Raw genomic sequence first — 15,201 nt, 5'->3', positions numbered from 1 at the left:
CCTCCTAATTACTGTCGATTGTGAATAAATTCAAGTAAATCATTTTTGTCCATTGCATTTAATACCGTTGACTTTTTAATCCATCCCTTTTTGGCCGCGGAAACGCCGATTTCCATATGGGTTAACGTATCCACTTTGTGGGCGTCTGTATTGATGATAATTTTCACACCTGCATCCTGCGCTTTTTTCAAATATTCCGCTGCCAGGTCAAGACGGTTTGGATTAGCATTTAGTTCTAAAGCTGTATTCGTTTCTTTAGCCAATTCTATAAGTAAATCAACGTCCACGTCATACCCTTCACGTCGGCCGATTTTTCTGCCGGTCGGATGGGCGATCAAATCTACATGGGCATTTTCGAGAGCCGTTTTGAGCCGTGCCATAATTTTTTCCCGAGGCTGGGAAAAAGCAGAATGGATGGAGGCGATAACGAAATCCATTTCGGCAAGCAAGTCATCCTCATAATCCAATGTTCCATCAGGAAGAATATCCATTTCAACACCTGAAAGGATAAGAAAATCATCGTATTTTTGATTTAATTTCTTGATTTCTTCCCGCTGCATTAATAACCTTTCACGGGTAAGTCCATTCGCCACTTTTAAATACTGCGAGTGGTCCGTAATCGCCATATATTGATACCCTCTGGCACGGCAGGCTTCTGCCATTTCTTCAATCGAATGGGCTCCGTCGCTCCAGGTCGAATGCATATGAAGGTCACCTTTAATATCTTTTAGCTCGATCAATTCCATGGCTGCGGAAAACTCTTCGACCTCTTTTCCGTCCTCCCTAATTTCAGGTGGAATGAATGGCAGGTCAAAATGCTTGAAAAATTCTTCCTCTGAAGTGAACGTGAAAATTTCACCTGTCTCCAGTATTTCGACACCATATTCGCTAATTTTCTCGCCACGTTCTTTGGCCAGTTGTCTCATCCGGACATTGTGTTCTTTTGATCCAGTAAAGTGGTGTAGAGTTGTCGTAAATTCCTCCGGTTTAACAAGTCGAAAGTCAGCGGATATGTCATAATCTAAACCGAATGTTAATGAAACCTTTGTATCGCCTGCACCAATGACTTCTTTAATTTTTGGCAATTCCAGCAGCTGCTTTTTTACTGCCACAGGTTGATTGGTAGCAATAATAAAATCGAGATCTTTAACTGTTTCCTTCATTCTCCGCAAGCTTCCAGCCCTAGAAAATTGTTGAACATCAGTAAACGTTGCAAGAATCGACTCTATTTGCTCCGCTATCGGAAGCATATAGGCAAGCGGCAGCCGTTCCGGCCTTGTGCCGATATTATGAATGGCACTTAAAATTTTCTCTTCTGTTTTCTTCCCAAAACCGGGCAATGCTTGAACAAGTCCTGATTTACAGGCTTCTTCTAAGCCGGATACATCCTCAATTCCTAACTCTTTATACAGTTTGGCAATTTTCTTTCCGCCTAGTCCAGGCAATTGCAGGAGCAGAATTAAACCCGGGGGAACTTCTTCTTTTAGCTCTTTTAATACCGAAGAAGAACCTTCTTTTATGTATTCATCAATAACGGCTGCGGTACCTTTACCAATACCGGAGATAGCCGTAAAATCTTCAATGGCTGATAAACTTCGATCATCGGCTTCCAATGCAGTTGCTGCTTTACGAAACGCAGATACTTTAAAAGGGTTTTCACCTTTAAGCTCTAAATAGACCGCGATTGTTTCTAATAACCTTATTAAATCTTTTTTATTTACTACCATCCCAGACACCTGCCCCTTAAGATTAGCATTTTCATTTTTTCTTTATTATAGGCGCACGAATAAAAAACTTCTCTACTACAGAGAAGTTAAAGCAGCTGTATATTCAATCCATAAACTCTTTATTTGTTGGGAAAGGATAGGCGTGTGATTTACAATTGCTTTTGCCAGAAATGATTGGTCCAGATGATTCTGGAAAACTCCCATTGGAATTAGGGCAGCAATATATAATAAAATAAAGATAATTAAATAAACCTCACAAAAACCCAGAATTCCTCCCGCCCAGACATTTAGCTGCCTGAGAATAGGCAAATGGGCAATAAAATCAAGCATGGAACCGATTATTTGCAGCAATATCTTAACGGCAAAAAAGATTATAACAAAAGCAATGGCTCGGTAAAAAGCAGCTTCCATGTTATTGCTATCAGTTAACAGTTTTAAGGTTGTGCTGTTTCCAAAGTTTGGATAAGGAATCCATAAAGTTAATTTAGGAGCCAGCTTCAAATAGTATAAATTTGCGATCGCATATGCAATAATAAAACCTGTTAAATGAACAAGCTGTAGAATGAAGCCTCTTCTAAGGCCGACAAAAAATCCCATAATTAATAAAATAATAATCGCGATATCCAACATCCTATTTCAATCCTTTTCTTTTGGAAGTTCCTTTTGCAGACGCTCCAATTGTTCTTTCACTTTAAGATAATCATTGACAGCATTGACTGCTGTTAATACAGCTAGTTTATCTATATTAAGAGATGGATTCTTGGAGCTGATTTCACGCATTTTATTATGTACCAATGAAGCCACCTGCCGAATATGGTCTGTGCTTTCGGTACCTAAAATGACGTATTGCTGTCCGAATATATCGACAGTCGTTCTATTTTTGTTTGTATTTGACAACGTAAATGCCTCCATTCAAGAATCCTACACTATATCATAACACGAACGCATATGGGGGAAAAGTCAAACAGTTTTAAGCTTAGTTTAAAATTTAAATATTTTGTAGAAAAGTGGTGCTTTTAATTTGGGTAATGTGGTATTAAATCGTACTTTGGATGAAATTATGGCAATGAAAAATCATTACGGTTCCTTTTTAATCGATAAAAATCCCCAAGGAAGCGTGTTTGCAGCCAAAACGCCTTCCTGCATGATAACAGCCTATAAATCAGGTAAAGTATTATTTCAGGGGAATGACAGTGAAAAAGAAGCCGGGAAATGGGGGAGTGCCGCTACACCTTCCGTAAAAAAAACAGCATCTGCTAAAACCAATATAGCCAAGGGTAGCCTTCCTGATGGTATAGGACAAATGTCGGCGATTGGTTCAGATGAAGTAGGGACAGGAGATTTTTTTGGCCCCATTACAGTTGTTGCGGCCTACGTAAAAAAAGAAGATATTCCTTTACTTAAGGAACTGGGAGTAAGAGATTCAAAGGATTTAAACGATGAAAAAATCATTGCCATTGCGAAAGTAATCAAGGATATTGTTCCGTATAGTCTGTTAACATTAAAAAATGAAAAGTATAATCAGCTGCAGCAATCGGGAATGTCGCAGGGAAAAATGAAAGCCATTCTTCATAATCAAGCAATTTTAAATGTGTTAGATAAAATCGCACCGAAAAAACCGGAAGCTATTTTAATCGATCAATTCGTCCAAGGAAGTACGTATTTCCAACATGTAAAAAATCAGAAAGCGATTGCGAAAGAAAATGTCTATTTTAGTACGAAAGCAGAAGGAATCCATATTGCAGTTGCTGCGGCATCTATCCTGGCCAGATATGCATTTGTTCAGTATATTGATAAATTAAGTGCTGCGGCAGGTTTTACGATTCCAAAAGGAGCCGGTGCACAAGTCGATCAGGCAGCAGCAAAGTTGATAATAAAAAAAGGCCGAGAAATATTGCCATCATTTGTGAAGCTTCATTTCGCCAATACCGATAAAGCAATAACACTTGTAAATAAAAAACGGGGCTGAATTCAGCCCCGCAGTGTTTTAACCTCGTAAAACCGCTCCTGCCTTTTCTTGCAAGGCTTCTAGAACCTGATTGTGTACCTTGGTGACTTCTTCATCTGTCAAGGTCCGTTCCGGATCGGCATATTTTAATGAGAAGGCAATGGATTTTTTCCCTTCTTCCATTCGTTCTCCCTCGTATAAATCAAAGACATGTACCTCTTTAAGAAGCTGTCCGCCCGCTGCTAAAATGATATCCTTCAACGTTCCCGAAACCGTTTCTTTGTTCACTACAAGGGCAATATCTCTTGTAATGGATGGAAAACGCGGAATGGATTCATATTGCAATGGTGCAGCTTGTTCTTCAAGTAATGTTTTTAAGGAAAGCTCAAACACATACGTGTCTTTTAAATCAAGGTCTTTTTGCAGGCTAGGATGAACCTGACCAACAAACCCGATTTTCTTACCGTTTAAATGAATCTCTGCAGTACGGCCGGGATGCATACCCTCTACCTTCGACTGAACATAAGAGATTTGTTCACTAAGACCAAGTTTAGCAAACAATCCTTCCAAAATTCCTTTTAAGACGAAGAAATCAACAGCCTTTTTCTCTCCTTGCCACGAATGAGCGTGCCATAGACCAGTTATCGCTGCAGCTAAATGTTCTTCTTCAACAGGAAGAACATCCACGCCATTAGCTAAAAATACCGCGCCTGTTTCATATACTCCCAAGCTATCGTTTTGGCGGGCACTGTTGTATTTTAAAACCTCCAACAGTTGTGGCATGATGCTTAAGCGGAGCACACTGCGATCTTCACTCATTGGCATCGCAAGGCGGATTGTATCCCTGCTTACCAGTGCGAATTGGGCTGCCTTTTCTTCACTTGTTAATGAATAGGTAACCGCTTGGTACAAACCCGCACCTTCAAGATATTGGCGAACAACTCTGCGCTTTTTCTGGTAGTCAGAAAGCTTTCCGGGGGTGGTAGATCCAATTGGCAGGGTTTTCGGAATATTGTCATAGCCATAAAGCCGGGCCACTTCTTCAATTAAGTCTTCTTCAATTTTAATGTCACCGCGACGTGTTGGTGCAGTAACAGTGATCAAATCTTGTTCAATGGTTACAGCAAATTGTAAGCGGTCAAAAATGTTTTTTACATCATGGCTGTTTAAATTTGTTCCAAGAACACGATTGATTTTTTCCAAAGTAATTGAAACAACTGCCGGTTCCACAGTAAGGGTATCAACTTCTCCTGCACCTTCTAACACTTCACCGTTCGCATATTTAGCCATAAGATATGCTGCACGCTCACCTGCTGCACGAACCCGATTCGGATCAACGCCTTTTTCAAAGCGGGCACTTGCTTCACTTCTTAAACCATGGTCTTTAGAAGCTTTCCTTACTGCCGCTCCGTTGAAATATGCAGATTCCAAAAGCACTGTAGTAGTGTCTGTAGTTACTTCAGAATTAGCCCCTCCCATGACACCTGCAAGAGCAACAGGTTCTGTTCCATTTGTAATCACTAAATGGTCGGATGTTAATGTACGCTCAACGTCATCAAGCGTAACAAATCGCTCTTCATCTTTCGCTCGGCGAACGACGATTTCTTTTGAACCTAAACGGTCATAATCAAATGCATGAAGCGGCTGACCATATTCTAATAGAATGTAGTTTGTAATATCGACAACATTATTATGCGGACGGATACCTGCCGACATTAATCGGGTTTGCATCCATAATGGTGCCGGGCCAATTTTTACATTTTTAATCACTTTTGCCACGTATAAAGGGTTGTCCTCATGAGCGTCTACGGTAACCTTAATGTAGTCAGTTGCCTTTTCATTTGTAGAATGGAGGTTTATTTCCGGAAGTTTCACTTCCCGCCCAAGAATCGCCGCTACTTCATAAGCAACACCCAGCATGCTTAAGCAGTCAGATCGGTTCGGAGTTAATCCAAGCTCCAGCACTTCATCGTCTCGGTTTAATGATGCTAATGCATCTGTTCCCACCTCTGCATCAGCAGGAAAAACAAAGATTCCCTCTGAATATTCTTTCGGAACTATTTTCCCTTCCATACCAAGCTCTGTTAACGAACAGATCATTCCATTTGATTCTTCGCCGCGTAGCTTTGCACGCTTAATTTTAAAATTGCCCGGTAGAACTGCCCCAACCTTTGCTACTGCAACCTTCTGACCCTTTGCCACATTGGCAGCACCGCAAATGATTTGAACCGGTGCTTCCTCCCCAACATCAACAAGACATTTGCTTAATTTATCGGCATTAGGATGCTGCTCCCGTTCGAGGATGTAGCCAATCACAACACCTTTGATTCCGTCGTTAAGAACTTCTACTCCTTCTACTTCGATCCCGCTTTTAGTAATTTTTTCAGCTAATTCTGTTGCCGTTACTCCGGATAAATCCACATAATCCCGAAGCCATTTATATGAAACGAACATGTCGTACCCTCCTATTTGTCCAGCTCTAGCGCCCACGGGCGCTAGAGCTTTTATTATTATTCGTGTTTACTAAATTGTTTTAAGAAGCGGACATCATTGGTATAGAAATGCCGAATATCGTCAACACCGTATTTCAACATCGCAATTCGCTCCGGTCCCATCCCAAATGCAAATCCTGTATATTTTTTCGAATCATAGCCAGCCATTTCAAGGACATTGGGATGAACCATTCCGGCACCGAGAATTTCAATCCAGCCAGTTTTCTTACAAACGTTACAGCCTTTTCCGCCGCAAATTTTACAAGAAATATCCATTTCCACAGACGGCTCTGTAAATGGGAAGAAGCTTGGGCGCAGTCTGATTTCACGGTCTTCACCGAACATTTTCTTTGCAAAAACCTCCAGCGTTCCTTTAAGGTCACTCATACGAATATTCTCGCCGACCACAAGACCTTCGATTTGCATAAACTGGTGGGAGTGTGTCGCATCATCATTATCACGGCGGTACACTTTACCAGGGCAGATAATTTTAATCGGTCCCTTGCCTTGATGCTTTTCCATCGTCCGCGCTTGAACCGGCGAGGTATGCGTGCGAAGTAAGATTTCTTCTGTGATATAGAAGGAATCCTGCATATCACGTGCAGGGTGCCCTTTCGGTAAATTGAGAGCTTCGAAATTATAGTAATCTTGCTCGACCTCGGGTCCTTCAGCCACCTGATAGCCCATTCCAATAAATAAATCTTCAATTTCTTCGATGATTCGTGTTAATGGATGGTGATTCCCTACTTTCACAGGTCGTCCCGGAAGGGTAACGTCAATAGTTTCAGAAGCTAATTTTTCAAACACGGCCGCTTCTTCTAAATCCTTTTGTTTTGCTTCCATTTTCACTGCAATTGCTTCTCGGACTTCATTTGCGAGTGCACCCATGACCGGGCGCTCTTCAGCTGAAAGCTTTCCCATGCCGCGCAGCACTTCTGTAATCGGGCCTTTTTTGCCTAAATAAGCAACACGAATATCATTTAATTCCTTTAAGCTCGCAGACTGTTCAATTTTTTGAATAGCCTCTTCCTGCAATTCCTTTAATCGTTCTTGCATTGGAGTTCCTCCTTAATTTTGTAAAATAAGACCTAGGTTTGGCCGGTCTTTTTTCGAATGAACTTTTTTCCACATAAAAAAACCCCATCCCTGGAAAGGGACGAGGTTTATATTCGCGGTACCACCCTTGTAAACACCTTATGTAAAACACATGTGTTCGCTTCATTCGGATAACGGCATAGGCCGATGCATCTTTACATTTCTTTATGAAATGGTCCCGATGCCAACTCGGGAGGTGAACTTCTTCTGCCATTCCCATAAAAGTGCTTGCAGTCGCGGCACTTTCTCCCTAAATGGTGTTAGACAAAATACTTTTCTCCGTCAACGTTTTTCATTTTATCAATATTGTTGACTATTATATAATAATTTCTCTCATGTTTCAAACTGGTTTGCGTCTATTTTTTTAAAAAATAAAGAAGGATGCCGGCTGCAACCGCCACATTTAACGATTCGCTTTTCCCGAAGATCGGAATATAAAGATTCGCTGTTGTGTTGACAAGAATATCTTTGCTAACGCCGTTACCTTCATTCCCTACAATTAGCGCAAATTGACCTGTTGGAGATATCTCGGTATAAACGGAAGCATTTTCAAGGGCTGTTCCGTATACCGGTATATCTTTTTCCTTTAGCTTCCGGGTCCATTCATTGATATCACCGCGAATCACCGGCAGGTGAAAATGACTTCCCTGCGCCGATCGAAGTACCTTTGAATTGAATACATCAACACAGCCGCGGCCGACGACAACAGCATCGATCCCGGCTGCATCGGCTGTTCGAATCATCGTACCGAGATTACCCGGATCCTGGACAGCATCAATGAGAAGAAATGTATTCGCATTGTCAACTGTTTCCATCCTTATCTGGCGGCAAACCGCATAAATTCCCTGCGGTGTTTCTGTATCCGAAAGTGAATTGGAAATCTCCTCAGTAACAACTGTTACAGCTGTGGCACCTGAATCCCAGCGCGGCGGCAGACCTACTTGGTCGGAAACGATAATTTCTATAACTTGTTCACTTTGTTTGAGCGCCTCTTCAACTAAGTGAAAGCCTTCAACAATGAACATTCCCGTCTTATCCCGCTCTTTTTTCGTTAATAGCTTTTTCCATTGTTTAACCTGTGGGTTATTAATAGATTGAATATGCTTCAAACCTAAAGCTCCTTTTATTTTGATTTTTTCATTATAGCCTAATTTAGATACATAATAAAACCAAATACAGGAAAGATATTAAAGAATTACAGGTTAATAAAGGAGTGTGCATTCATGAATTTAAATTTACGAAATGCCATTATTCACAATGTATCCGGAAACTCACAAGCAGAATTGGAAGATACAATTGTTGATGCCATCCAAAACGGCGAAGAAAAAATGCTCCCCGGTCTTGGCGTGTTATTTGAAATCATTTGGAAAAATTCATCGGAAGATGAGAAAAGAGAAATGCTTGAAGCCCTCGAGAGCGGGTTAAAGCAATAGGTTTTTATTGGAGCTGTCGATCAAGCGATCGGCGGCTCTTATTATGGAATTTTAATTAAATGAATTGTTGAGAGTAAATAATCTATTTGCGAAAATGACTAGCTTATTTGCGAATTAACATCCACGAAAAAAAAATCCCCGGAAACTAAACCGAGGATTAAAACCTTATTCAAAGATAATTTTATCTACCGTTTCGCGATCTAAGCGCTTAATAACCTCAACAATTAACTTCACTGCATTTTCATAGTCATCTCGATGAAGCATGGCAGCATGTGAATGAATATAACGGGTTGCAATTGTTATGGCTAATGCCGGAACCCCGTTATGTGTCATATGAATGGAACCGGCGTCTGTGCCGCCACCGGGAATGGCATCAAATTGATATGGGATGTTTAGCTCATCTGCAAGATCTGTTACAAAATCGCGTAAGCCTTTATGGGAAACAAGAGATGCATCGTATAAAATAATTTGCGGACCATTGCCCATTTTGCTCATTGCTTCTTTTTCAGATATTCCGGGTGTATCTCCCGCAATACCAACGTCTACACCAAAACCGATATCAGGCTCAATTTTCGAAGCTGATGTACGGGCACCGCGAAGTCCAACTTCTTCCTGGATTGTACCAACACCGTAAACAACGTTAGGATGATCAACACCCTTTAATTGTTTCAATACATCAATGGCAATTGCACAGCCAATTCGATTGTCCCAGGCTTTTGCCAAAAGCATTTTTTCATTGTTCATCACCGTAAATTCGAAATAAGGTACAACCATATCTCCGGGACGGACACCCCATTCCATTGCATCCTCACGGCTTGTTGCCCCAATGTCAATAAACATATCTTTTATTTCTACCGGTTTTTTACGGGCTTCCGGCGATAAGATATGCGGAGGCTTTGACCCGATAACCCCGATTACATCACCCTTTTTCGTGACGATGGTTACCCGCTGCGCAAGCATAACCTGTGACCACCAGCCGCCAACAGGTTGAAAACGGAGGAAGCCTTTATCATCGATTTGCGTAACCATGAATCCTACTTCATCTAAATGGCCGGCAACCATAATTTTGGGTCCGTCTTCCTTCCCAACCTTTTTAGCGATTAGACTGCCAAGACCGTCAGTTGTAACATCATCCGCGTATGGCGCTATGTATTTCTTCATGACTTCGCGAACTTCACGCTCGTTGCCGGGAATCCCCTTGGCATCAGTTAAGTCTTTAAGCATTGCTAAAGTTTCATCTAAATTTGCCATTGTTTCGCCCCCTTTATGTATGTACGCATTCATTATACAGATTTAAACAAATTATCTACAAATTTTTCAGCTAATAATTATTTTGCTGTCTTAAATAATTTACTTCGTTTTTCTTAAAATATGCTTGTTCAATTTCTTCATTTGCCAATCCAAGCAGCGAGGCCAACTGCAAATAAGCCTCAAACAATCTAATAAAATTATTTAAATCTTTGCTCCTGCGAAAACTGCAAATCATTTCATAAACCAGGAGAAATTGCTCGTTTACATTTGCAAACGGCTGCTTTTCTTCCAATATAACTGATTTCTCATCGAATCCACATTCAATCCCGACCGACAAAATAAAATGAATGCCATCGACAAACTCCTCTAAAACCACTTCTTTTGCCGATGATGGTTTTACACTCCAAAACTTAAAACAACGGGTTTCATTTGCTAATTCACCGATTTCCACAAGTAATGCCAGAACCTTCCGGTTGAATAAATCATCTTCTTGTAACAGATGCTTTTCTTCAATATGAGCATCTAATGCTTTTTGCATTTTAAACAATTTTTCAAGCTGCATATTTCTTCTCACTCCTTTTAAAAAAATTATATCAAAACGAAAAACGGTTGAAACTTTTTAAGCCACAAATCGTATGAAAGGAAAAATGACTAGGAGGCTTAACCAATGGTTTGGTTGTTGCGCTTTGTCTTATTGTTCTTAATTATTTTCTTTTTTTATTTTGTCATAAAACTATTTTTTACTACTAATAGAAAGTTCGAGGCTGCTCAAAGGCAAAAACGTTTTTTATTTCATGACAATAGAGATGTCAGAAAGAACTTTTTACTGACCTATAAGGGTGCCGTATTTGCCGGTGAGAAATATCCGGGGACCATTGATGATTCCTTTGACGTAGTCTTAGTTTCCATTTGGCCGCAAAACACATCCTCATTAAAAGGGTTAGTCAAAGAAGACTTTTATTTTATGGAGAAAAAAATCATTGAGCAATACCCAAAAGCGGAAATTGTATGGAAAAGCCCGGTTAAAGATTTATTACAAAAAAATTAGCAGCTATTAGCGGCTTAAGTATACAATTAGAATAATTTCACCTATTGCCAGCAATGGAAAACCAATTTTAAACGACAAATGCCTTGTTTTATGGCGGAATATCTGCATTCCCATTGTTGTTCCCACTGCGCCGCCAAAGAATGCTACAAGCCATAGCGTTTTCTCACGAATCCGGTACCGGTGCTTTATCGCCCTATTTTTATCAATCTTCATGATAAAAAGTCCAATTATGTTCATAATCAAAAATGCCACGAATACCAATGTCTTTATATCCATTCTCCAATCCCCTTATAGAAAAAGCCATTCCCGATTAGAGAATGGCTTTTAAAAAAATTACTTGTTATATTGTTGTTTTGCAACGTTTGCTAATTCAGCAAATGCGTTTGCATCACTTACTGCTAATTCAGCAAGCATTTTGCGGTTTACTTCGATACCGGCAAGCTTTAAGCCATGCATTAAACGGCTGTAAGAAAGACCGTTAATACGAGCTGCTGCATTGATACGAGTAATCCAAAGTTTGCGGAAGTCGCGCTTTTTCTGGCGACGGTCGCGGAATGCATACATTAAAGATTTCATAACCTGTTGGTTAGCAACTTTATATAATGTATGTTTTGAACCGAAATAACCTTTTGCTAATTTAAGAACTTTTTTACGACGCTTGCGCGTAACTGTACCGCCTTTTACACGTGGCATGTAATTCCCTCCTATATAAATCGATCACTTCTAGTTTACTTAACGTATGTTAATAATTGACGAATGCGTTTGAAATCGCCTTTTGAAACAAGAGCTGATTTGCGAAGTTTACGCTTAGCTTTTGTAGATTTGTTAGCAAATAAGTGGCTTGTATAAGCGTGGTCACGCTTAAGCTGACCAGATCCGGTTTTTTTGAAACGCTTTGCAGCGCCGCGGTGAGTTTTCATTTTTGGCATTGGGGTAGTCCTCCTTATTACTTGTCGATTTTAGGTGCTAAAACAAGAAACATGCTACGACCGTCCATTTTCGGATGAGACTCAATAGTAGCCACTTCCTTGCACGCTTCAGAAAAACGATCTAAAACACGCTGACCGATTTCTTTATGGGTAATCGCCCGGCCCTTGAAACGGATTGAAGCTTTTACCTTGTCGCCTTTTTCCAAAAACTTAATAGCATTACGAAGCTTTGTATTAAAGTCATGCTCATCAATCGTTGGGCTGAGACGAACTTCTTTAGTAGTGATAATCTTTTGATTCTTACGTGCTTCTTTATCTTTCTTTTGCTGCTCAAATTTAAATTTGCCATAGTCCATAATCCGGCCTACCGGAGGCTTTGCATTTGGTGCTACAAGTACCAAATCAAGATTCACTCGTCCGGCAATCTCCAAGGCTTCAGTTTTGGTTTTAATCCCCAACTGCTCGCCATTTTGATCAATTAGGCGAATTTCGCGAGCGCGAATGCCCTCATTTAACAACATGTCTTTGCTAATAATTAGCCACCTCCAGGGTTAATGTGAATACAACGAAAGGGTCAAGATGGTGCTGTTTTAAAATAGGCTTCTTTTTCAAACCTGACGCTTGACACCTTGTGAACCGACAAGTATTAAGCAGTGCTTTGTTTAAATACACAAACAAAAAAAGTGCGGATGAAAACACCCACACTTTACGAAACATAGTTAATGAATCAATTGTTCACGTAATACCTGCCAACTGCTTATTCGCGTCAATCAGGTGAGAAGCGGGTGCTTCTTCTTTTCCCAAAATCGTATTCTATTTTTTACACCTTAGTTACTATATCATAAACAAAGACGCAATGTCAAACAACTATTTATATGACAACGAAATGTATTGTAGCATAAATCAATAGAATTATTCAATAGGTTTATTTTTATTTTTTCATAAAAGAAGAGAGGGGATCCCTCTCTCCTTTTAAATTTATCCTCTTGCAACTTCTGCTTTTAACGATGCAAGAAACTCTGCAAATGGCTTTGTTTCTGAGTTTTGCTCTCCATATTTGCGGACGTTTACGGCCGATTCTTCCACTTCTTTATCACCGACAACAAGCATATATGGAATTTTTTGCATCTGTGCTTCACGGATTTTATAGCCGATTTTTTCATCACGACCATCTAACTCTACTCGGAAACCTTCATTTTGAAGCTTTTCCTGCACTTGCTTCGCATATTCGTAATGAACTCCCGGTGAAACAGGAATCACCTGTACCTGAACCGGTGCAAGCCATGTTGGAAATGCCCCTTTGTATTCCTCAATTAAGAATGCAACGAAACGTTCCATTGTGGAGACGACACCACGGTGAATAACAACCGGGCGGTGCTGTTTACCGTCTTCACCAACATAAGTTAAATCGAATCGTTCAGGAAGCAAGAAATCTAATTGAACAGTTGAGAGTGTTTCATCCTTACCTAAAGCAGTTCTAACTTGAACATCGAGTTTAGGACCGTAGAACGCCGCTTCCCCTTCTGCTTCAAAATAGTCTAACCCAAGATCATCCATCGCCTCTTTTAGCATGCTTTGTGCTTTTTCCCACATCGCATCATCGTCGAAATATTTCGCTTTATCCTGAGGGTCACGGTAAGATAATCGGAAAGAATAATCTTTAATATCAAAGTCTTTATAAACATCCAACACCAGCCGAACAACGCGTTGGAATTCTTCTTTAATTTGATCAGGGCGGACAAAGATATGGGCATCATTTAATGTCATACCGCGAACTCGTTGCAATCCTGATAGAGCACCCGACATTTCATACCGGTGCATCAAGCCTAGCTCTGCTATCCGAATCGGAAGCTCACGGTAGCTGTGAATACCGTTTTTATAAACCATCATATGGTGAGGACAGTTCATTGGACGAAGTACGAGTTGTTCATTATCCATTTCCATGACAGGGAACATATCATCCTGGTAATGATCCCAGTGTCCGGAAGTTTTATAAAGATCGACACTTCCCATCACAGGAGTGTAAACATGGTCATAGCCCATGCGTACCTCTTTATCGACTATATAACGTTCGACGATACGGCGGATTGTCGCCCCTTTAGGCATCCAGATCGGAAGTCCTTGACCCACCTTTTGTGAATTTGTAAATAGGTTTAACTCTTTACCCAGCTTGCGATGGTCACGCTCTTTCGCCTCTTCTAACAAGCGGAGATGCTCTGTCAAATCCTCTTTCTTAAAGAAGGCAGTGCCATAAATACGCTGCAGCATTTTATTATTGCTGTCGCCGCGCCAATATGCACCCGCGATGCTCAAAAGTTTAAATTCTTTAATCTTTCCGGTTGAGGGAACATGGATACCACGGCAAAGGTCAAAAAATTCACCTTGTTCATAGATGGTTACTGTTTCCTCATCAGGAATCGCTTCAATTAGTTCGAGTTTATAAGGGTCACCTGCTTCTTTAAACAGTTGCACTGCCTCAGAACGGCTAACCTCTTTGCGAACAACTTCAATGTTTTCATTTACGATTTTCGCCATTTCTTTTTCAATCTTCGGAAGGTCTTCAGGAGTTAACGATTCGTCAAGATCGATATCATAATAAAATCCGCCTTCAATAACCGGACCCACACCAAGATTTACATTTGGATACAGTCTTTTAATCGCCTGAGCCATTAAATGAGCTGTACTATGGCGCAAAACCTCCAACGAATCACTCGAATCAGCTGTAACAATTTCTATTGAACCGTCTTCAAGGATTGGACGGCGAAGATCAAACATTTGACCCTTCCATTTACCGGCAATCGCTTTTTTCTTAAGACCGGGGCTAATGGATGCAGCAATATCTTCCGTTGTTGTTCCACACGGGAACTCCTTTACTGCCCCATCCGGAAACGAAATCTTAACAACGTCTGACATGGTAATTCCTCCTTTTTAGAAAAGCGGAAGCGCCTTGCCCAGGGGCGACAGGTATAAGACGAGCCGGCATGAAGGTTGCTTTTTAACCTTCATGCCGGATTGGCTTATAACCCCGAGCCCCTAGGCGCTGGAGCTAGACAATTTTCTAAGTTAAATTATAATTTTAAAAAATAGGTTGTGTTAAACTTGCCTGTTGATTTGCGCTCCAATCAACATAGTTACAAAATCAACAATGGCCATTAACACAGCCAAAAAATAAAAAAACCCGTCCCTGGAAAAGGGACGAGTTTTGATTAACACGTGGTTCCACCCAATTTTTCAATTCTAATAAACGTTAAAGGCTCATTAAAAATGACTTTAGGTCA

General features: G+C 40.5%; 16 protein-coding genes and 3 other annotated features (1 of these 19 only partly in view). Of the genes, 3 read left to right on the top strand and 13 right to left on the bottom strand.

What is annotated here, in order from left to right; all coding sequences use genetic code 11:
- Positions 1-8: 8 nt before the first annotated feature.
- The 3 genes from polX to zapA form a co-directional block, all read right to left on the bottom strand.
- Positions 9-1,727, bottom strand: coding sequence for a DNA polymerase/3'-5' exonuclease PolX (gene polX / locus AC3ANV_RS06500; RefSeq protein ID WP_488312824.1), 1,719 nt, complete (start codon positions 1,725-1,727; stop codon positions 9-11).
- A 75-nt stretch (positions 1,728-1,802) separates the two neighbouring features.
- Positions 1,803-2,357 (bottom strand): CvpA family protein, encoded by a 555-nt coding sequence (locus tag AC3ANV_RS06495; RefSeq protein ID WP_488312823.1) that lies wholly within the window; start codon positions 2,355-2,357, stop codon positions 1,803-1,805.
- 6 nt (positions 2,358-2,363) lie between these two features.
- Positions 2,364-2,624 (bottom strand): cell division protein ZapA, encoded by a 261-nt coding sequence (zapA, locus tag AC3ANV_RS06490; RefSeq protein WP_488312822.1) that lies wholly within the window; start codon positions 2,622-2,624, stop codon positions 2,364-2,366.
- 124 nt (positions 2,625-2,748) lie between these two features.
- Here zapA and rnhC point away from each other — a divergent pair, with 124 nt between their 5' ends.
- Complete coding sequence (gene rnhC / locus AC3ANV_RS06485; protein WP_488312821.1) at positions 2,749-3,696, top strand: ribonuclease HIII; 948 nt, start codon at positions 2,749-2,751, stop codon at positions 3,694-3,696.
- 18 nt (positions 3,697-3,714) lie between these two features.
- Here rnhC and pheT read toward each other — a convergent pair whose 3' ends face one another.
- The 3 genes from pheT to AC3ANV_RS06470 form a co-directional block, all read right to left on the bottom strand.
- A complete protein-coding gene (gene pheT / locus AC3ANV_RS06480) occupies positions 3,715-6,129 on the bottom strand; it encodes a phenylalanine--tRNA ligase subunit beta (RefSeq protein WP_488312820.1) in 2,415 nt (804 codons plus the stop codon).
- A gap of 56 nt (positions 6,130-6,185) precedes the next feature.
- The gene (pheS, locus tag AC3ANV_RS06475; protein WP_488312819.1) at positions 6,186-7,223 is read right to left on the bottom strand and encodes a phenylalanine--tRNA ligase subunit alpha; all 1,038 of its coding nucleotides are present in this window, start codon (positions 7,221-7,223) and stop codon (positions 6,186-6,188) included.
- Between the two features lie 93 nt (positions 7,224-7,316).
- Positions 7,317-7,557, bottom strand: a binding site (T-box leader).
- Between the two features lie 61 nt (positions 7,558-7,618).
- Entirely contained in the window at positions 7,619-8,371 is a 753-nt protein-coding gene (locus AC3ANV_RS06470) for a TrmH family RNA methyltransferase (protein ID WP_488312818.1), read from the bottom strand.
- Positions 8,372-8,485: 114 nt separating this feature from the next.
- Between AC3ANV_RS06470 and sspI the strand changes: the two genes are divergently transcribed.
- On the top strand, positions 8,486-8,695 hold the full coding sequence (gene sspI, locus AC3ANV_RS06465) for a small acid-soluble spore protein SspI (RefSeq protein ID WP_488312817.1): 210 nt from the start codon (positions 8,486-8,488) through the stop codon (positions 8,693-8,695).
- Between the two features lie 165 nt (positions 8,696-8,860).
- On the opposite strand, the gene AC3ANV_RS06460 is transcribed toward sspI, so the two are convergent.
- Together AC3ANV_RS06460 and AC3ANV_RS06455 are read right to left on the bottom strand one after the other, a co-directional pair.
- Positions 8,861-9,946 carry a M42 family metallopeptidase gene (locus AC3ANV_RS06460; RefSeq protein WP_488312816.1) on the bottom strand — a complete coding sequence of 362 codons (1,086 nt, stop codon included), beginning with the start codon at positions 9,944-9,946 and terminating at the stop codon, positions 8,861-8,863.
- A 70-nt stretch (positions 9,947-10,016) separates the two neighbouring features.
- Complete coding sequence (locus AC3ANV_RS06455) at positions 10,017-10,508, bottom strand: dUTP diphosphatase (RefSeq protein WP_488312815.1); 492 nt, start codon at positions 10,506-10,508, stop codon at positions 10,017-10,019.
- A gap of 105 nt (positions 10,509-10,613) precedes the next feature.
- Here AC3ANV_RS06455 and AC3ANV_RS06450 point away from each other — a divergent pair, with 105 nt between their 5' ends.
- The gene (locus AC3ANV_RS06450) at positions 10,614-10,994 is read left to right on the top strand and encodes a sigma-w pathway protein ysdB (RefSeq protein ID WP_488312814.1); all 381 of its coding nucleotides are present in this window, start codon (positions 10,614-10,616) and stop codon (positions 10,992-10,994) included.
- Positions 10,995-11,000: 6 nt separating this feature from the next.
- Here AC3ANV_RS06450 and AC3ANV_RS06445 read toward each other — a convergent pair whose 3' ends face one another.
- From AC3ANV_RS06445 to thrS, 5 genes are all read right to left on the bottom strand, one after another.
- Positions 11,001-11,270, bottom strand: coding sequence for a DUF1294 domain-containing protein (locus tag AC3ANV_RS06445; RefSeq protein ID WP_488312813.1), 270 nt, complete (start codon positions 11,268-11,270; stop codon positions 11,001-11,003).
- 57 nt (positions 11,271-11,327) lie between these two features.
- Positions 11,328-11,687 carry a 50S ribosomal protein L20 gene (rplT, locus tag AC3ANV_RS06440; RefSeq protein WP_488312812.1) on the bottom strand — a complete coding sequence of 120 codons (360 nt, stop codon included), beginning with the start codon at positions 11,685-11,687 and terminating at the stop codon, positions 11,328-11,330.
- Positions 11,688-11,722: 35 nt separating this feature from the next.
- A complete protein-coding gene (rpmI, locus tag AC3ANV_RS06435) occupies positions 11,723-11,923 on the bottom strand; it encodes a 50S ribosomal protein L35 (RefSeq protein WP_488312811.1) in 201 nt (66 codons plus the stop codon).
- 17 nt (positions 11,924-11,940) lie between these two features.
- Positions 11,941-12,444, bottom strand: coding sequence for a translation initiation factor IF-3 (gene infC, locus AC3ANV_RS06430; protein ID WP_066258068.1), 504 nt, complete (start codon positions 12,442-12,444; stop codon positions 11,941-11,943).
- Between the two features lie 150 nt (positions 12,445-12,594).
- Positions 12,595-12,726 (bottom strand) — a sequence feature (ribosomal protein L20 leader region).
- A 175-nt stretch (positions 12,727-12,901) separates the two neighbouring features.
- Positions 12,902-14,836, bottom strand: a complete 1,935-nt coding sequence (gene thrS / locus AC3ANV_RS06425) for a threonine--tRNA ligase (RefSeq protein WP_488312810.1) — start codon at positions 14,834-14,836, stop codon at positions 12,902-12,904.
- A gap of 275 nt (positions 14,837-15,111) precedes the next feature.
- Positions 15,112-15,201 (bottom strand) — a binding site (T-box leader) (it continues 167 nt past the right edge of the window).

Source organism: Neobacillus sp. DFD-2R, from assembly GCF_057747865.1.
This window is presented reverse-complemented; position numbering and strand designations above follow the sequence as displayed.